General features: G+C 39.1%; 14 protein-coding genes. 4 read left to right on the top strand and 10 right to left on the bottom strand.

Annotated elements, in window-relative coordinates; translation table 11 throughout:
• Window positions 1–9: 9 nt before the first annotated feature.
• The 3 genes from HNP77_RS07490 to HNP77_RS12435 form a co-directional block, all read right to left on the bottom strand.
• Complete coding sequence (locus HNP77_RS07490) at window positions 10–606, bottom strand: hypothetical protein (protein WP_221266547.1); 597 nt, start codon at window positions 604–606, stop codon at window positions 10–12.
• A gap of 117 nt (window positions 607–723) precedes the next feature.
• Window positions 724–2,511, bottom strand: coding sequence for an Ig-like domain-containing protein (locus HNP77_RS07485; RefSeq protein ID WP_184652553.1), 1,788 nt, complete (start codon window positions 2,509–2,511; stop codon window positions 724–726).
• Between the two features lie 216 nt (window positions 2,512–2,727).
• A complete protein-coding gene (locus HNP77_RS12435) occupies window positions 2,728–2,859 on the bottom strand; it encodes a hypothetical protein (protein WP_281393462.1) in 132 nt (43 codons plus the stop codon).
• A gap of 327 nt (window positions 2,860–3,186) precedes the next feature.
• Here HNP77_RS12435 and HNP77_RS07480 point away from each other — a divergent pair, with 327 nt between their 5' ends.
• On the top strand, window positions 3,187–4,032 hold the full coding sequence (locus HNP77_RS07480; RefSeq protein ID WP_184652552.1) for an Rpn family recombination-promoting nuclease/putative transposase: 846 nt from the start codon (window positions 3,187–3,189) through the stop codon (window positions 4,030–4,032).
• Window positions 4,033–4,257: 225 nt separating this feature from the next.
• On the opposite strand, the gene HNP77_RS07475 is transcribed toward HNP77_RS07480, so the two are convergent.
• From HNP77_RS07475 to HNP77_RS07445, 7 genes are all read right to left on the bottom strand, one after another.
• Window positions 4,258–6,399 carry a fibronectin type III domain-containing protein gene (locus HNP77_RS07475; protein ID WP_184652551.1) on the bottom strand — a complete coding sequence of 714 codons (2,142 nt, stop codon included), beginning with the start codon at window positions 6,397–6,399 and terminating at the stop codon, window positions 4,258–4,260.
• A 395-nt stretch (window positions 6,400–6,794) separates the two neighbouring features.
• Window positions 6,795–8,945, bottom strand: a complete 2,151-nt coding sequence (locus HNP77_RS07470; protein ID WP_184652550.1) for a phage tail protein — start codon at window positions 8,943–8,945, stop codon at window positions 6,795–6,797.
• A 219-nt stretch (window positions 8,946–9,164) separates the two neighbouring features.
• Window positions 9,165–10,868 carry an Ig-like domain-containing protein gene (locus tag HNP77_RS07465; protein ID WP_184652549.1) on the bottom strand — a complete coding sequence of 568 codons (1,704 nt, stop codon included), beginning with the start codon at window positions 10,866–10,868 and terminating at the stop codon, window positions 9,165–9,167.
• 11 nt (window positions 10,869–10,879) lie between these two features.
• Window positions 10,880–11,974: a family 43 glycosylhydrolase gene (locus HNP77_RS07460; protein ID WP_184652548.1), complete on the bottom strand. Its 1,095-nt coding sequence runs from the start codon at window positions 11,972–11,974 to the stop codon at window positions 10,880–10,882.
• A 10-nt stretch (window positions 11,975–11,984) separates the two neighbouring features.
• Complete coding sequence (locus tag HNP77_RS07455) at window positions 11,985–13,115, bottom strand: glycoside hydrolase family protein (RefSeq protein WP_184652547.1); 1,131 nt, start codon at window positions 13,113–13,115, stop codon at window positions 11,985–11,987.
• A 21-nt stretch (window positions 13,116–13,136) separates the two neighbouring features.
• Window positions 13,137–14,915, bottom strand: a complete 1,779-nt coding sequence (locus HNP77_RS07450; protein WP_184652546.1) for an RICIN domain-containing protein — start codon at window positions 14,913–14,915, stop codon at window positions 13,137–13,139.
• 523 nt (window positions 14,916–15,438) lie between these two features.
• The gene (locus tag HNP77_RS07445; protein ID WP_184652545.1) at window positions 15,439–16,227 is read right to left on the bottom strand and encodes a DUF7402 domain-containing protein; all 789 of its coding nucleotides are present in this window, start codon (window positions 16,225–16,227) and stop codon (window positions 15,439–15,441) included.
• A 220-nt stretch (window positions 16,228–16,447) separates the two neighbouring features.
• On the opposite strand from HNP77_RS07445, the gene HNP77_RS07440 reads away from it, so the two are divergent.
• The 3 genes from HNP77_RS07440 to kduI are packed head-to-tail and all read left to right on the top strand — an operon-like array spanning window position 16,448 to window position 18,857.
• Entirely contained in the window at window positions 16,448–17,251 is an 804-nt protein-coding gene (locus HNP77_RS07440; RefSeq protein ID WP_221266546.1) for a gluconate 5-dehydrogenase, read from the top strand.
• Between the two features lie 14 nt (window positions 17,252–17,265).
• Window positions 17,266–17,991, top strand: coding sequence for a GntR family transcriptional regulator (locus HNP77_RS07435; protein WP_184652544.1), 726 nt, complete (start codon window positions 17,266–17,268; stop codon window positions 17,989–17,991).
• Between the two features lie 23 nt (window positions 17,992–18,014).
• A complete protein-coding gene (gene kduI, locus HNP77_RS07430) occupies window positions 18,015–18,857 on the top strand; it encodes a 5-dehydro-4-deoxy-D-glucuronate isomerase (protein ID WP_184652543.1) in 843 nt (280 codons plus the stop codon).
• Window positions 18,858–18,955: the final 98 nt, after the last annotated feature.

The raw sequence follows: 18,955 nt of genomic DNA, 5'->3' as shown, positions 1-18,955 counted from the left end.
TACCTCCTCCTAGTATTTTGTAACCGGTGCTGCAACCTTTACGCTAAGCAGCGGATAATTGGATGTATTGTTGTTATAGCCGGCTTCATAAACACCATCATCTTCACTTGTCTGAAAATTAAAGGTAAGAATTCCGCCTTCAGCCATAGGCACACTGTAATTATCAGAACTAAGACCATGATCTTCTGCAGAAATTGTCCAGAAAAAACCTGTTGTCTGACTTAATTCTTCATCATGATACTCTGCAAGACGAACAGTTGCCTTTGCAGAATAGGATTCACCCTCTGTCTCTTTTGCAGGGGTAAAATGAATGTCAATAGTTTCAAAAGGATAAGTTTCTGCACTTAAACCACGGATGATATACTGATCAACATTAGCATTATCATCAGCAGTACATTTAGCAGCATATATTTTATTAAAACCGTTTGCGGGAACATCAAACCTGTAAGTCTGATATCCATCTGAATTTCCACTGCTGGTACGCTTTATGGTAACTTCTACGTAACCGTTCTGAGCAGCTTTATTAGTACTCTCAGAACATGAAGACATAAAAAAAGCAAACGGAAGCAATAACGCTGGCAACATCTTTGTTATATGTAATTTCATCGTTTTACTCCAGGAATAAACTGCCACAGAAAAACACTCTCCACAGCAGCCAGGACTGACTGGATTTTTTCATCCAGCCAATTCTATATTAAACAAACGTATAATGCAGATGGCTTATTACCATGCAACTTTTGCTGTAACTTCGAACTTTCCTTTGTAACCAACTTCATTTGAAGAGCTGTTAAGGAATCCGTGGATAAGATCGTTAGATTCCCAGTTAAGTTCAAGGTGTGCACGACCGTAGTTAAGGCAAAGACATGCTTTTGCAAACATGTAGTCATTTGCATCATCTTCTGTATCGTAGAAACGTGTAAGGAGAACGCGTGGTTCAACACTGAATTTTCCTGCAACAGGTGTCCAGTATTTAGCACCGATTGTTGCACCAATAAGAGTGCGGTCATTTGTTGCATCAATAACATCTACAGCACCTACAGCCTGAAGATTGTCTACAAGAAGACCGTCACCTGTATTGAATGATCCGTGAAGGATAAGAACATCGTGATCAAGATCTGAAATTGTTTCGTTCAGATATACACTCTTTGCAGCAATATTTGCATCTGCATACTGGAAGTTGAATGCAAGTCCAGGATAAGCACCGTGATCATCTTCATCATATTTTGTGCTCCAGTAGTCAAATGCAGACTGTTTATCTTCCCATCCAAGTAAGATACCGCCGGAAATAAGAGGATATGCATCACCGCGGTTTTCCTGCTGAACCATAGTTACACCGAATGACGGCTTAAGGTAATAGATATCGTAGAAATCCCACTGATAATCAACCTGAGCACCGAAACGCATATCAGTCTGTTTTACACTGTCTTCACCAAGAACACCATTTGAATAGCCAAGCTGAACATCAAGACCAGGAACAACAAGTAAATGTCCGTAAACTTTATAAAGCCAGTCTGTAGCATCCTGTTCTGCAGTATCAGTTGTTGGATCAGAATTACCGCCAGTCCATTTCAATGTACTTGCAATATCACCACCAAGACTGAAGATTCCATCCATTTCATATCCGGCAGAAAGTCCGTATACAGTATCATCTTCATCAAAAGAACTTAAATAAGACTGAAGCGGCTTTTTAACCATCTGTCCATAACGACGGTCAGTATCAGCACCCATAAATGAGTAAGCTACATCAGATCCGGTTGTATAGTTTACATAACCAAGGCTTGATTCATTTCTATCCCAGAGAGTGATATATCCAGGTCCAAAATGAATTGCTGCACGGTCTACTTCGATAGAATAGCTTCCATCGTTTGTATAAAGATCTGTTCCGCTTGAGCTGTCAACCATATAACGAACTGGATCTCCATCAAGAACAACACGGATTTCTCCCCAGATAGGAAGTCCGTCTGTGTTTTCACTCCAGATTTCTCCAACATTAAGAACCTTAAGCTTAAGGTCTATATCCTGATAGCTTGAGAAACCACTTTTTCCAGAATCAAGGTCTGTACCAAAAGTTACACCAGCTTCACCTGAAAGACCAAGTTCAAGATCAAGACCTGCGCTAGTTGGTGCAGGACCATACTTTGTAACTTCAATTTCACGGCTTGTGCTTCTGCCGTCTTTTGTTGTAGCAGTAACAGTAACCTTACCCAATGCACGCGGGAAAAGGCGGCCTTTCTGATCTACCTTAAGGATTTTAATATTACTTGAGCTCCATTTTACTTTTGCCCAATCTTCACCGTGGAAATCTACCCAGAGACTCTTAAAGCCGTCGTAATCAGTTCCATGCAGAGCAACTTCACCGTCACCCTTAATCTCCATTGCTGAAGATTTTCTGGCAGCCGGCCGGCTTACAGCAGTAGTAGTCACACTCTCTTCTGCTTCCTGAGCTACAGCTGCAGAAAGTGCTAAAAAAGCTGAACATGCAAGTGCAATACTTTTTTTTGTTATTGACATAATACGTTTCTCCTTTTTTTGAAACTTTTTATCCATTGTGTTATGAAAACCTTTTCATAAATCATAGCATTGAATTTTTATTTATGCAAACGTTTTCTTATAAAAAACATGGCTTTTTATAGTATTTTTTTGAACATTCAATCTTTCTTGCACTATTTTAAGTAAATTTTCTGTCAATTATTCACCGAAACGGATTCTGCCGTTATTAAGCAAACATCAACAACCTTTTTTCCATATCTTTAGTTTATCACATCTAACTTCCGGCAACATTCTAATATCATCAGGTACCATTAAAATCCTGTAAAGCATCCATTCAATACCAGACAAATTAAGCCATTCTTCTTTCAATAAAAACCTCCCTATTTTATTAATTTTAAAATCAGCTTCAAACAAAAATTTGAAATACCGTTATATATATATTTTCCCCGATTTGAAAAAAACTACACAATTAATAAAAAAAAATCTGGGCATCTCTAGAAATCCACTAACGTGTATTTCTAGAAAATGCCGACGAGTTTTAAGTCGTTGTAATGTCACGACTTAAAACATCGCTCTTTCAGAGTTATCTCTAAAAATTGCAATTTTTAGAGATTCCCATCTTATTTGTGGTGATTTTGAAAATTCAGTGAAAATATATATATGTAAACCAAATTAAAAAAAGGAGCTGTAAAAATCATGAACGGACAATTCACCAGACCGTGGAAGGACCTGACCTTTAAGGACAACTTTATCTTCTGCAAGGTTATGAAAAACGAAGAAATCTGTAGAAAGATGCTTGAGATTCTTCTTAAAATTAAAGTCGAAAAAATTGAGTACATTGAATCAGAAAAGACCATCGAAAACTATTACGAATCCAGGGGAATCAGGCTGGATGTCTACGTTAAGGATTCAGACAGAATCTTTGACATAGAAATCCAGACCGGCAACTATGATGACCTGCTGCTGAGGGCCCGCTACTATCAGGGAGCCTGTGACGTTGCAACCGTAAGGCGCCGCACTAAATTCAGGAACCTTAAGGAAACCTACATCGTCTTCATCTGTGAAGATGATCCTTTTGGAATGGGACTGCCCGTATACACGAAGAAGAACCGTTTTACAGAAACAGACGCCCTGATTTATGATGACAAAAGCCATGCCGTATTTTATAATTCAAGTGCATGGAGTAGGGTTCAGGACGAAGAACTAAGGGACGTACTGCGTTTTATTTATGAATCCAAAGCAACTTCTTCTTTCTCAAAACTTCTTGAGGAAAACACCCTCCGTGCAAAATCCAGACCCGGGATGGAGGATGAATACATGTATTTTATGGACATAGTTGAAGAAGAAAAGGAATATGCCCGTGAAGCTGGCAGAGCTCAGGGACTTGCCGAAGGAAGGGAAGCTGGCAGGACTGAAGGTGCCCGTCAGAAAGCTGTTGAAGCAGCTGAAAATGCTCTAAAACTTTCCTTAACCATAAAACAGGCTGCTCAAATTTCAGGTCTTCCAGAAGACGAAGTCTGTCATATATCTCACACCCTTTAGAATTTAACATCATACAAAAAAGGGGCTGTCCAATAAGTTCAAAAAGTGTCATTTTCGGGCTCAACCCGAAAATCCCCCTGCATGAGATTGCCGCATCAAGTGCGGCAATGACAGGGTGGCGAGTGTGGCAATGACTCATACTTTTCCGTGTCGAGCACGGCAATGACTCATACTTATTGGACATCCCCTTTACATAAAATCAATATACCGTGAAATAAAACTACATCATTCAGTTATAACTTTATAACACCAGCTGTAGTCACCCTTTGTTTTATCTATAGAATTCATAAGTCCCGGATTAGAGTTACCAGACCAGAAATACTTTCCGTCTGCAGTCTTTACTGCCATCCATGCTGAACAACCATCAAGAGCGGCACCTATATTTGTCTCTTCATCAAACTTAAAGCATGCCTTAGCAATATCAGTACCAATCTGACCTACATCTCCATAGAAACAATGCGGGGATGAACCACTACCCCAGCCTGTTCCATCAACATCATAATTTGTTGAACCAGAAGGCGTTGTTGCGCTAAAGTAAAGATAAATACCACTAGCCTCACCATCAGCAGTTGCTGCTTCAAGACTGAAATAACCAGATGTACCGTTTAACGGAGCCCTTACAATCCAATAAGGATACGTCATTACAGAAGGATTATAAGTCTTACTTGAATCATCCTGAACGATTACACAGTTAACATAACTCTTTGCAGATGTTTTAAATGGAACCAGTACACGACCGCCCCAGTTATTTTTAACAGCAATCATTCCTATAAGTGTTTTTTCTACAGAAGAATCTGTTCCTGTAAATTCTCCTTCATCAGAAGGAATTGTAGTAACCTTAAAGATATAATCATCACCATATGTAAGACCGCTAATCTCCACACTTTTAGCACCAGCCGCCGTTGTCACTTCTGTTACATCAGTTCCACCTGAAGTAACATTTACACGATAATTATACGTAACGAGTTCACCATTTGAATACTCAACAGCAGATGGAACTGTCCATGATACTGTTGCAGTCAGAGAAGCATCTGCAAAATTTATATCTGAACAAACAGCCTTTACATTTGTTGCTACAGGGTTTGCAGTTGTCGCAGAAACTGTCGCAGCTGAGCTTTCATTACCATTATAGTCACAAGCTTTTATTACAAAGCTATATGAAGTCAACTCTTCAAGATCCGACACCTGAAGTACGTTTGAACGATTACTTTCAGCACTCTTTGCAACAACTGTATAATTCTCAGAATCATCCATATAAACATGAAGTTCTTTTAAATCTACGGTATCAGGATCAGTCCATGTAAGACTAACTGCTCTACGTCCTGCATTTGCAGCAGCCCCAGACACAGCTGCCGGTGCCGTTGTATCTGCCGCAGTAGAAACAGATTCAGAAATACCTTCGTCCTGCTGATTTCCGTTAACGTCTGCAGTTTTGAATGTAAACGTATATTCCTGATCTGCCTTAAGATTATCAAAGGTAACAGTCTGCAGTGCCTTGTTTATCTTCTTTGTAATTTCAGATGAATCAATAACCGTGCCGGAATAATCAACTGCATCAGAATTAATTGAAACATCAACATAAGAATAATCGTCATCTTCAGGATCTGTCCATGTCAGTGTAACTGCATGATCGGTTACACTTGAAGTAACTCCTGTTACATTTGAAGGTGGTGTCACATCAGGTTTCAGCTGCACATCTACTGTCTCTGCCGTAAGCGAACGATAGTTATTAAGATATCCGCAGACTGCAACATAATAATTCTTTCCGACCTGATCCGTTAAAAGGTCAGTAACAGTATGTTCTTCCTTTCCAAACTCTACCGTATATGTTGAATATACTTCCGGAACTTCCCTGGCAGCAATTTTTGCAAGGCCGGCTGTCCTGTCTTCCTCCGATTTATAAACGTCAATTACTACACCATTGGCTCTGGTCGGATCCGTCCATTTAAGAGTAAATCCTCTTTCCGTCTCTGAATCTTCTACAAGTTGCAGATCTGAAACACCTGTTGCCGGTGCTGCTGACAGAGATACGCTTACCGTACACACTGCTTCAAGAGAGCCGTCTGAAGTACGTACGCCGATATTTGCTGAACCTTCTTTTCCCTGACAGAGAATCACAGCTGACGTTCCGTTTTCAGAAGAAACGGTAACTATAGACTTATTTGCAGAAAACCATTCCAGGTCAGAAGCTGGACCTGTATAACTTGCATTAACTTTTGCCGTTGTGTATCCGCCAAGAGCATTTGTCATGACGACAGCTTCCCTATCCAACAACAAAGAAGCTGACGCATTTTCCTCATCAATGTCATTACAACCTGTAAAAACTAATGATACGACAGTTGCGAGCGTTATTAATAGCTTACGCATAAAATTTCCTCCGTATTTATGAAAACCTTTTCATAAATACTAACACCAAATTTCATATAGCGCAAATTTTTTTTTAAGGAAATTTTAACTGAATTAAGCCAGCAGGGGATGTCCAATAAGTTCAAAAAGTGTCATTTTCGGGTTCGACCCGAAAATTCCCCTGCATGAGATTGCCGCATCAAGTGCGGCAATGACAGGCTGTCGAGCACGGCAATGACTCATACTTAAAATGTCATTTTCGGGCCCGACCCGAAAATCTATTTAATTACAAAACAAGAGATTGCCGCATCAAGTGCGGCAATGACAGGCTGTCGAACACGGCAATGACTCATACTTTTCCGTGTCGAGCACGGCAATGACTCATACTTTTTAGACAGCCCCTTGTAAATAATTATTTACTCTTCAGATATATCCATATACCAGTGCCAGTTGTTTACACCGGCAACATTCAAGCTGTAGCGGTATTTAAGGACATTACCGGCAGAATCATTACCAAGCATGAATCCACCGTCGTCATAAGTAGACCTTATAGACTTATAGCCGGTAGATGCATAAGAAGCAAAAGCCTGGAAGAAGGACGCATGTGTTACATCATCTATATTACCCTGTTCAAGCAATACTGGTGTACCATCTGTGGTACTTGTATTAGAAGTACTCAAATTTGTAACATAAAGGAATTTTCCCGTTGGATTTCCATCTGCATCCGTTGCTTCAAGGCTGAATGTAGATACTGTTCCTGTAGTAGAATCGTTACCACCTGTATACGTGTAAGTGCTTGTAAAATCAAGAGCCGGACGAACAATCCATGCTGCAGAATAACTAGCATTTGCAGCACTAGAACTTACGCAGTAAACAGTACCTGATGTATTTGGAACAATATAAGCACTTGTTTTAGAATTTTTTATTGTTGTAGCAACAACCTTTTCTGGCATTGTAGCAGTGCATACTACAGAACTCTTGTAACCTGCATTATTTGATAAATTCTCTGTTTCATAAACATAAGTCTGAAGCACGAAATAATAAGTCGTTTCAAAATCAAGACCATAACCAAGAACCCATTTTGAATTACCTGTTGGTACATCAATTGTAGCGGCAAGATTTGTACAATCTTCATCTGTATAACAAAGGAACTGATATGTATATGAGTACACAGAAGAATCTGCAATATCAGCTTCTTTCCACTCTGCAAAAAGACCAGAACCATAAGAAGCTGCTGTAACAGATGTCAATTCTGGCACTGGTTTTACGGCATCAGCAGTTATTCCGGCACTTGCATTTCCATCATAGTCATAAGCTGTAACTGTAAATGTATATTCAGCATCTGTATCACAAGAGAAGATTGCATTGTTTACTCCAGAAGCAATCGTCTGAGAAGCAGGTGCATTATATCCGTCTGTAGAACATGCAGCAGTAACAATTATTTCCTTAAAATCGCGATCACTTGGATCTGTCCATGTTACGCTAACATTACCATTTACAGTAAATCCAGCAGAAACGTTAGTCACTACAGCCGGAGCTGTTGTATCTTCTTCAGTTTTTACAGTCTTTGTTGAACCGGCAGATTCATTATTTGCATCTCCCTGTTTATTTCCATTGCTATCATAAGTGTAGAATGTAAACTCATGTTCAGTATTAGCTGCGAGGTTAGAGAAAGCAGCCTTTGTCGTACCTGCACCAATTGTCTTAGTAAGTTCTGAAGAAGCAATAGCATTTCCTGCAAAATCTTTTACAGGAGATACAAGTGTTACAACAACTCCTGCATAATCATCATCAGAAGGTTCCGTCCATGTTAATTCAATACTGTGCTCTGTTACAGAAGATTCAACATTTGTAATATCTGCAGGTGCATTAGTATCAGGTTTAAGCTGAACATCTACAGTCATTGCAGATAAAGACCGTTTTCCATTTAGATAACCATAAACAGCAACATAATACTCTTTACCAGTTGAATTGGTAATCAAGTCAGATATTACATATGAAGCAAGATTCAAATCTACTGTATAGCTTTTATATAGATCGGGTTCTGCTGTACTTGATGCTTCTGCAAGAGCAATTCCTGCAGTTCTATCTTCCTCAGATTCAAATACATCAATTACAACTGCACTTGCCCTTACAGGATCCGTCCATGTAAGAGTAAATCCACTTGCGGTTTCTGAATCTTCTGTAAGTGCAAGATCTGTTACACAGGAAGCTGGAGCAGAAGACAAAGAAACAGAAACAGAACAAACAGCCTCCAGCGAATTATCAGCAGTACGAACACCTACATTAGCTGTTCCGGCTTTTCCCTGACATAAAATAACAGCAAAATTACCAGAACCGGTAACTGTTACAATCGACTTATCAGCCGAAAACCATTCAAGCGAAGAAGATGAACCAGTAAGAGTAGCAGTAACAGTAGCAGAAGTTGCACCACCCAAAGCATTAGAAATTGTAATACTCTCTTTATCAAGAGTAAGAGATGCCGATGAAGAATCCTCACTTAAATCATTACATCCTGAAAACAACAGAGATGCTGCTGTAAAAAACAACAGTATAACCTTTTTCATAATTAATTCCCCCTTTATTAAATTAATTACTGAACCAACTAATACTAAATAATTCTAGCAGTGAAAAAAAAATCATATCTTAAAATTTTTAAATACCAAACTAAAAAAGAAATATTTAAATCGAAAATGTGATATCTAATTATCCGCGTATAAAAGTATTTAAAACAAAAAAAAGCTGGCATCAAATTAATGATACCAGCTTTCTCTTATACCTATTAATTATTCAACATCAATAAACTTATATGAAGAATAAATCGCATTACTTCCTGTCTGTGCGCTAGCGCACTGAGAAATATTCCAATAATCACGAAGTGTTCTTGAAGAACTATAAACTAACGTTGCAGAGAAATAATTATCATCACCACTTGCAGCAGTAGTTTTTGTAAAGCTTGCCAATTTTTTACCATCCTCAGTCGTTGGTTTATCTGCAAGAATCATTACATAAGTATCATTTGCACCATCAGTCCATCCACCAGAAGGAGCTGTTGTATTAGAATAATCTGTTGTTGCATCTATAACAAGCCATGCATCACCACTTACGCTCATGAGAGAGAATTGATCTTCATTGTCAGAATTTGCAAGTGAAGGCATTAAAGCCCATGTATAAGTATTAGAAGTGTCTGTAGCCCAGAATGCTACTACATTTCCATCTTTTACCTGAAGGTATTTATTTCCACCATTGATCAAATGCACAAGTCTAAGCAATGGCTCCATAACAAGTGTATTAGACACACCTATTACATTGTCAGAAGCATCAAGGAACTTAGCATATACTGAATATTCCTGGAAAACTGTAAGACCTGTCCATACTTTTGTCGTAGCAGTTCCCGCAGTTTCATCAACATCATCTAATACAAACTGAACTTTAGAATATGTAATTTCATCAGAAATATCAGAAAGTTTAACTGGAAGATAACCAGAGAAATCTGCACTTACTGAATCATCACAAACAATAGTTGCAACATAATTATCTGTTGTTACAGTATCTGTCCAGGTAAGACAATCAAAATCGTCATTATAAACTTTAGCTGTTACTACATATTCATCACCTGCGGTTAAACCCTCAAATGTATATGAAATCTCATCAGAAGTATAGAAAAGCTGTTTTACAACCTCTTCACCAATAATAAGATCCATATGATTCCATTCTTCAGAACCTTCAAGCACAGAATCTGCAGCCCAGGTAACTGTAATTGATTCAGCCAGTTTAGATACAGTCGGATTTGTTACCGATTCAGCTGTAAATTCCTCTGCTACAGTCTCTGTAGTGGCAGAAATCTGATAGCCGACAGAAGCATTACCATTAAGATCAATTGCAGTCAATGTAAAATTATATTCTGTACCGGAACTAAGTCCCTTAACCCAACCATATTCAAGACCAGCAGCAACTTCTGTATATTCACCGCTATTTGATTCAATACGAATATGATCAAGATCACTATCATAATCAACCGGGTCAGTCCATTCAAAATAAACATTATTGGCATTAGCCGTTACAGTTACAGCAGAAACAGTATCCGGAGCTGTTGTTTCAAGTTCACAAATTACTTTGCATGAAGCTGTTGCAACACCACTTTCACTGCGGGCTGTAACAACTGCCGTACCTTTTCCAATAAGTGTAAGAGTAACCGAAGTACCAGTTTCTGAACTTACAGTTACAATTGAGTCATCACTGGAAGACCAGTAAACAGTCGTATTTGTCGCATAACTTGGATAAATATCTGCAGACAAATCTTTTGTAGTAATACCGCTTGTTCCAGAAAGTACTACAGAAGAAGCAGAAAGGTTTATAGAAGAAATCTCAAGCCCCTTAGCCACCGTTGGAACAAATTCAGTTGCATCATTATTACATGCAGTTACACAAAATAATGCAGCAGCAGCTAAAGATGCAGTAAAAGCTTTTATAATAGAATACTTTTTCATTTTACGCCTCCTTAGTTACCCTTTACAGTGCCTTTTTTAGCATCAATTACAATTGATGAATAATCGCCGATATATGGAACATCCATGTTAGAGAACTTAGAATCATCCCACTGAAGCGGCTGCCAGGTATAAGTGCTATTGCTCATATCAGATGAATTCCATCCGTTGAAAGAAGCAATATAACTTGTACCTTCTTCACCCTGAACGGCAATCAAAGTACTGAATTCATAACTTGTAGAGGTATTTTCGAATGAATTAACACCTGACCATTCATCATAAAGGCTGTTTGCATAAGCCCATTTTACACCCTGATATGTGTACGAACCGCCGACAAAATCATACCAGGTTAAGCCTGTATACTCCAACTTAGAAGCAACTGAAATAAGACTTCCATAATCTGCAAAGATAAGGTAATAAACACCCTTATGTTTAATAATCTTTGAGCGTCCTATTGCACGATTGTCAAAGCTGATTGAATAAATGTCACCCCAGGAATTCCATTCTTTACGGATTTCAAGATAATCATCAGTAAGGCGGTATACATAAAGTTTAGGTGCATCTACAGCAAGATCTTCCCAAACATAAGCTGAAAGATATGCAGCGCCGTCATCATCTACAAAAACAGAGTTTATGATTGAACCGGAACTTGTAGTTACATAAGTATCATGAATATGGAAATTACCATAAGGCTTATCACTTACAGCAACAAGAGGTCCATTTGATGTTCCCATCCACATAACAAACATTTTTGTTGACTTGTTATAAACAACCTGTGGAAAGAAAACATTTCCCATTCCATAGAAACGGTCATCTGTCTGTTTTGTAAGTACATCGCTTTTCCAGGTCCAGTTTACAAGATCTTCACTCTCATAACACTTAACAGCCATAAAACCTGTACCGTCACCAACAGCAGCTTCCTGACTGTAATCCAGTCCGTACCAGTAATACTTACTGCCATATTTTACAACAGTATCATGTGCCTGAATTACATTACCATTGGCATCTGTCCATGCAACACCATTAGTTACTGATTTTTCTTCTGCTGCAACACTCATAAGGAGTGTACATGTCGCAATCAAAAAAGTAGCTATTTTCTTTAATTTCATCATTTTCTCCTTAGAATGCAGCTTTCAAAACATCAAGTTCTGCAGCAGTAATACGAGTTACAGAAGTTCCAACTATACGGCCGCTGGAAAACTTTGTTACACTGGAAGTACAGTCTGTCCAGCTTGTAGGATCATCAATATTCTCAGTTTCATAAGCAGCATACTGTCCGTCAGCGCCAGCACTACTTACATAATTAACCAGCATGATCCATTTTCCGCTTGCAAGCTGATAAACACAAGGCTCACTCTGCCAGAGAACATTATTCTGATCAGAACCGCGGTTTACATAATAATTAGATTTTTTGTTACCGATGGCTGCATCTGCATCACCCATAATCGAGAATGTTCCGTCACCCCAGGTCTTAAGCTTTGCACACTGAATGTCTCCGCCAAGCTTTGTTTCAAGAACATCATCGTCAGAATCACGGGTATCACGGCACATAAGATAGTAGTTTGAGCTTCCCTTTACTACAGTTGCCTGACCTACACTATGATCCGAAGAGAAAACTGTGTGAACATCATCATATTTAAGTGTAAGGAAATCCTCTGTCTGAACATAATAGATACCCTGAACACCATCTCCGTTATCCCATGTAAAGTAAATGTCATAACAGCGGTCAAACTTATTATACATAGCCCTAGGATAGCGGACACCATACTTACCAGTTGAATCTGTAAGAGTAAGTGTATGTTCATAATTCCAGGTTACAAGATCATCACTGAATGCAACAATGATTCTTTTTGAAGGATTATTTCCGTAACTCCAGTCTTCTCCTGCACCCGGATCATAGAACATACCGTCACTTGTAAAATCAGCTGCAAGAAGAACAAAAGTTCCGTCATTCATTCTGAAAATATACGGATCACGAATATGTGTAGAACCTATTCCTGATGTATATGCACTGCTGGTAAGAAGAGTCCATGAAAGTCCGTCTTCACTGTATGCAAGATGCAGCACATCTGATGATGTACTGATTGTAGAACCAGTACCAGCCATAACCCAGGCTGAAGTTGCCATAACACCTTCACTCCAGTCTGAAGGAGTAACACCGTCTATTTTATCCTGACATCCAGTCATTGCAACACAGGCAATAGCACTAACGGAAAGTGCTTTAACAAGATTTTTTATTAACTTTTTCATCTTTATTCACTCTCCCTTATTTTAGAAATCCCATTCATCATCATCTGTATTAACAGGTATAAGCTGCCAGCGCTGACGAATAGCAGTATTAGAATAATTATTACGATAAGTTGTTTCATATTGTTCCCATCCCGGATAGTAACCATAGCTTGACATCCAGAGAATATTTGAACCGTTCAGCTGAGTAGATTCAACCTTTGTAGTTTTAAGCCAGGTTGAAACATACTGCTGTGTTGCATAATTCTTTATCTTGTAAACACCATCAGAGTATTTTTCCAATACGAAACTCTGCTTTTCATCATCTGCATCACGGCTCTGCATTGAACAGGTACCGTTAGCTTCCGTTCCGTTGGCAGTAATTGCAAGACCGGAATAGCGGTTAATAAGCTGATAGCCGTAATTTGTAGGAACAAGACGATACTGATACAGATACTGATCACGACGAAGAGTTGATGTTGAATCTCCACTTGGAGCAGTTCCCGTCCAGCTGGCATTTGTTCCCTGATAACAATATTCAAGGTTTGTCATATACTGACTGTTTGCGTTCCTGATGTAATAATACTGAGGATAATTAATTTCTCCCTTCTCTACATCAGGACACAAAGCTTCACTGAAGAAAGCATTACATTTTGGCGTAGAAGAAGAATCATCAAATTCAACCTTCATAAGAACCTGTTCGTTATCATAAGTTGATGACTTACCGAAAGCAGGACCCCAGCGGTCACCAAGATACAGCCAGGAATTAGTACCAGAACCATCTGTTGCCGTAAGCTTAAAGATATAAGCAGGCTGTGAGCGGTCAGAGTGACGATCGTTAGAAGAGTTATTTCCACCATCATCATTATCAGAGAAAACTCCGCCGTAATACCATGGGCCACCAATATGATAAGAATAGAACCATCTTGAAGGTGTTACGTTCCAACCGTCTGTATCAGAAGTTACACAGTAATAAACATCATTTCTCTTAATGATACAAGGAGCTTCTTTCTGATTACGTTTAAGGGCATCCTGAGCAAGCCATGTAGTATCAACATCAAGATAATCATCTGTAAGGCGGTAAATATTAATTGCACTATTTTCTGAAGAAGATGATGCAAAATATGCTGTACCGTCATCATCAACAAAAAGCGTACAGTCACGGCTCATATAACCGTAAGGAAGGTCGTCATTAGAATAATCACTTGTATATCCTGAATCATGAATATCAAGAGCAGGATCATCAAAAGGACGGAATGTCTTTACATAAGTAAATTCCTGATCCGGATAATCTCCTTCTGCTACGATAATCGAAGCATATCCATAGTTCCAGCCTGTACCATCACGGTGAGCCCAGAGAACATACTTTCCTGTTTTTTCGTTATAAATAACCTTCGGACGTTCAAGGAAGTATCCGTCTGTCCAAAGTTCAGGAGAAGAGCTTTCTGGAAGAATATTACATCTCCACTCCCAGTTAACCATATCCGTAGAACGGTAGCATGATACACCGCGGGCATTACCGCTTGAATAACGGTACTCACCATACCAGTAAATATATTTTCCGACTTTTTCTATAGTACCATAATCAATACTGCCGTCAGAGTTCTTTTTATGCTTCACAGTCTGAAGCATACAGCCACCGTCTCCAAAAAGAGTATTTCCGTCAGTGTCATAGTGATGAACACCAGCCAGAAGAACACCTTTCTGGACACCGCTTGCAGTTCTTGAACCTTCAACCAATTCATCTGAAGTATTAAGAAGACTACATGAAGCTGTCACCAGAACAAAAACCGTCGTTGCCATAGCAAACAAAACTTTTTTCATCCTTCTACCACCTTTTTTAGAAAGAACAGGGCAATCAGCAACAGATAACATCAGTGACACCATGCCCCATTCTTCCATATATTTTATGAAAACCTTTTCATAAATCATAGCATGGGTCATTTATTTATGCAAACGTTTTCGTAAAGAATTTTGATGAATTCAAGTATTTTTTATTAAAGCAAAGTCTTTCTTTGTAAATTTAAAGTAATTTATTCAGATAACCGGTAAAAAAAAAGGGGATGACCAATAAGTTTACATCCTAGTGTCATTCCGAACGCTACGCCACATTCGCACGCACCTGCTACGAATGTGTGTGCGAATGTGGCGTAGCGTTCAGTATGAGTCATTGCCGTGCTCGACACCCTGTCATTGCCGTGCTCGACACGGCAATCTCATGCAGGGGGATTTTCGGGTCAGGCCCGAAAATGACACTTATAAAAAGTTGTTGACAGCCCGAAAATGACATTTTTTGAACTTTTTGGACAGTCCCGTTTTCTCTACTTAAAAATTTCAAACCTGACATTCACGCTTCTGTACCATATACTTCAATCTGAGTAAGTGCCGGGAACGGAGAAGGATCATCAGCTTTTATAAGTGAATGAAGTTTAAGGTATGTAATCTCTTTTTCAGGAAACTTAAAACTCTGAGCATCTCCACGTTTCTCAAAATTCATTACAAGTTCACTACCATCACTAAAAGTAATAGTTCCCTGAGTCCACCATGCATCATGAGGAAAATCCGCACGCAAATATATCACAACTTCATCAGCCCTAACCTTGCGGCCAAAATCAAGCGTAAGTTCAGCCTGCGGATTTTTATTAATTCCCCAGCTGGAATAAGGCCATTCACCATGGAAAGTATTTGCAAGAAGGCCGTCTATTGCATTTCTCGAGGCAAAAACTGATTCACCGCGAGTCTCAACATTTGCTGAAGTATGAGGAAAAAGCGCTGTATTTTCATGACAGTCCCATACATTCAGTGCAAGATTCTTTCTGCAGGAAATTTCTGCAGGCAAAGCTTCCCTTGCATAAAGGTAATGACGAGTTCCTGTAAAAGCTTTCGGATTATATGACATCTTTTTTTCGTCAAAAGGAATCTCTATAGTAAAAACCCCGCTTAAAAGCGTAAAAGAAAAATCCATGCAGTCATCAAGCTTTACTATGGTATAAACTTTATCACTGCTAGAACTAAGCTGAATTTTATCCCCCTTCTGATATTCCCCGTCAAAAACTGCAGCCAGTTCAACAGCATCTGTTTTTTCAAAACGAACATTATTCTGAGCATCCAGTACTTTTATAGTATAATTTGTCATAATTCCTCCAGAGTAATACTAAAACTTACCAGGCTATCAGTATAGAAACGAAAAAGTGGTATGTCAATTAAAAATGTGATATCACTTTAATGAATTTTATACTAATTTTCTTTACAAATATATCTTTATGACTTATTATAGTTTCAAAGCTATCTCAAAAAAACTATTTTTTTTGAGGTTCCCTATACTTTTATAGGATTTATTATTAAGGAGTAGTTCTATGGAAATGAAGGATTTTTCATTGACTGGAAAGGTTGCATTCATTACAGGTGCAACATACGGAATCGGATTTGCAATTGCTACAGCTTATATCAAAGCAGGTGCAAAAGTTGCATTCTGTGATATCAGCCAGGATAAGGTTGATCTTGGATACAAGGCTTACGAAGAAGCAGGCTGCAAAGATTCTGTAAAAGGCTATGTCTGCAACGTAACAGATGAAAATGCAGTAAAAGAAACTGTAAAAAAGATAAATGCTGATCTTGGAACAATCGACATTCTTGTAAACAATGCAGGAATCATCAAACGCATTCCTATGCATGAAATGAAAAGGGAAGAATTCCAGGCTGTAATTGACATTGACCTGGTTGCTCCTTATATCGTTGCATCTGCTGTAATTCCTCAGATGATTGAAAAAGGACACGGAAAAATCATCAACATCTGTTCAATGATGTCTGAGCTTGGACGTGAAACAGTTTCTGCATACGCAGCAGCAAAAGGCGGTCTTAAGATGCTTACACGCAACATCTGTGCTGAATACGGACAGTACAACATTCAGTGTAACGGCATCGGACCTGGATACATTGCAACACCACAGACAGCACCTTTACGCGAAAAGCAGCCTGACGGTTCACGACATCCGTTTGATCAGTTTATCTGTGGCCGTACTCCTGCAGGACGCTGGCTTCAGACTGAAGAACTTCAGGGACCGGCAGTATTCCTTGCTTCAGACGCATCAAATGCCGTAAACGGACATATTCTTTACGTTGACGGCGGTATCCTTGCTTACATCGGAAAACAGCCGTAATCTGAGGCTTCGTAATGAATTCTTCTCAAGACGCCGGAACAATCATATTTGAGACTCTCAAAAACGAACTTCTGGACCTTACGATAAAACCTGGTCAGGAAATTTCTGAAAACGAAATATGCCAGCGTTTTAATGTAACCCGCCCGCCTGTCCGTACAGCATTGCGTCGTCTTAGTGACATGGGTCTCGTAGAAATAAAACCATACTACGGAACTCATGCTTCACTTTTGAACATGGACAAGGTTTATCAGATAATTCACATGAGAACCGTTCTTGAAGCAAATATTATATGCGAATTCATCAATTCAAATCCTTCTGCTTTCATTATTGAAGAACTTGAGCATAATATCCGGCTTCAGGAAATCCTTACAGCTGAAAAAGAAATCGACAGCACTCAGTTTTTCAATCTGGATAATCAGCTGCACCTTATCTGGTACCGTGAACGCAACTGCGAACATATCTGGAATATGATTCAGGAACAGAAAATTGAATATACCCGATTCAGAATGCTGGACTATAAAAACACTATGAGTTATACATCAATGGTTTCGGGACATAAAAATCTTGTTGAGGCCATTAAACAGCATGATACAGATTCTATACCAAAGCTTATCGGACGGCATCTGCACGACGGAATCAGGCGAACCAATGAAGATGTTCTTAAAGAATGTGCACATTTTTTCATTCCGCCGCTGCAAAAAGAATTCTGGAACTCTTACACTCAACAATATTACAACTGAACTAACAGGGAGATTTTTATAAAATGGATGTACGTTATTCTACAGGAAAAGAAGCCTTCAAGCACATGACAACTGAAGAACTTCGCAAAGAATTCCTCATTCAGAATATTTTCAATGCAAATGATGTAAGTGCAGTTTATTCACATGTTGACCGCATAGTTACATTAGGTGCAATGCCTACCACAGAAAAAGTAGATCTTGAAAAAAACATCGATGCAATGAAAGACTTCGGTGTAAATTATTTTCTTGAACGCCGTGAACTTGGAATAATCAATATCGGAGAGACCGGTGTCGTAAATGTAGACGGTACGGATTATACCCTTAACCACTATGATGCACTTTACATTCCAATGGGTACAAAAAAGGTTATGCTTTCTTCAAAGGATGCTGCTAAACCTGCAAAATTCTACATGAACTCTACTCCGGCACACAGGGCTTTTCCACTTAAACTTATTACACTGAATGATGCAAAACACGTTCATCTTGGTTCTCTTGAAGAAAGTAATGAACGCACCATCAATCAGTACATTCACCCGGATGTTCTTGATACATGCCAGCTTTCTATGGGTCTTACTCACCTTGAACCAGGTTCTGTATGGAATACAATGCCGGCTCACACTCACGAGCGCCGCATGGAAGTTTACTTCTATTTTGATATTCCTGAAGATCAGGCTTTGTTCCACTTCTTTGGTGAACCACAGGAAACCCGTCACATCGTAATGCACAATGATGAAGCTGTCATCAACCCAAGCTGGTCAATCCACTCAGGCTGCGGAACACGCAACTACACCTTTATCTGGAGTATGGCTGGTGAAAACCGTACATATACAGATCAGGACTGGATTAAAACACAGGATTTGAGATAGGTTTTACGAACTGTAAACACTAAAGCCCGGCTTTCGCTTTTGAAAGGCCGGGCTTTTTTTGTTTTAAAAATGGAACAAATCGCAGGTTGAACTTACGA

Origin of the sequence: Treponema rectale, from assembly GCF_014202035.1 — a bacterium.
In the GTDB taxonomy this organism is placed as follows: Bacteria; Spirochaetota; Spirochaetia; order Treponematales; family Treponemataceae; genus Treponema_D; species Treponema_D rectale.
The sequence above is the reverse complement of the archived record's forward strand: the minus strand, read 5'-3'. Positions and strand labels throughout refer to the sequence as shown.

Bases quoted from the DNA above. Each gene is read 5' to 3' on its own strand.
- HNP77_RS07440 (WP_221266546.1), top strand. From the start codon at position 16,448: ATGGAAATGAAGGATTTTTCATTGACTGGAAAGGTTGCATTCATTACA.
- HNP77_RS07435 (WP_184652544.1), top strand. From the start codon at position 17,266: ATGAATTCTTCTCAAGACGCCGGAACAATCATATTTGAGACTCTCAAA.
- HNP77_RS07485 (WP_184652553.1), bottom strand. From the start codon at position 2,511: ATGTCAATAACAAAAAAAAGTATTGCACTTGCATGTTCAGCTTTTTTA.
- HNP77_RS07470 (WP_184652550.1), bottom strand. From the start codon at position 8,945: ATGAAAAAGGTTATACTGTTGTTTTTTACAGCAGCATCTCTGTTGTTT.
- HNP77_RS07465 (WP_184652549.1), bottom strand. From the start codon at position 10,868: ATGAAAAAGTATTCTATTATAAAAGCTTTTACTGCATCTTTAGCTGCT.
- HNP77_RS07450 (WP_184652546.1), bottom strand. From the start codon at position 14,915: ATGAAAAAAGTTTTGTTTGCTATGGCAACGACGGTTTTTGTTCTGGTG.
- HNP77_RS07475 (WP_184652551.1), bottom strand. From the start codon at position 6,399: ATGCGTAAGCTATTAATAACGCTCGCAACTGTCGTATCATTAGTTTTT.
- HNP77_RS07460 (WP_184652548.1), bottom strand. From the start codon at position 11,974: ATGAAATTAAAGAAAATAGCTACTTTTTTGATTGCGACATGTACACTC.
- HNP77_RS07480 (WP_184652552.1), top strand. From the start codon at position 3,187: ATGAACGGACAATTCACCAGACCGTGGAAGGACCTGACCTTTAAGGAC.
- HNP77_RS07455 (WP_184652547.1), bottom strand. From the start codon at position 13,115: ATGAAAAAGTTAATAAAAAATCTTGTTAAAGCACTTTCCGTTAGTGCT.
- kduI (WP_184652543.1), top strand. From the start codon at position 18,015: ATGGATGTACGTTATTCTACAGGAAAAGAAGCCTTCAAGCACATGACA.
- HNP77_RS07490 (WP_221266547.1), bottom strand. From the start codon at position 606: ATGAAATTACATATAACAAAGATGTTGCCAGCGTTATTGCTTCCGTTT.
- HNP77_RS07445 (WP_184652545.1), bottom strand. From the start codon at position 16,227: ATGACAAATTATACTATAAAAGTACTGGATGCTCAGAATAATGTTCGT.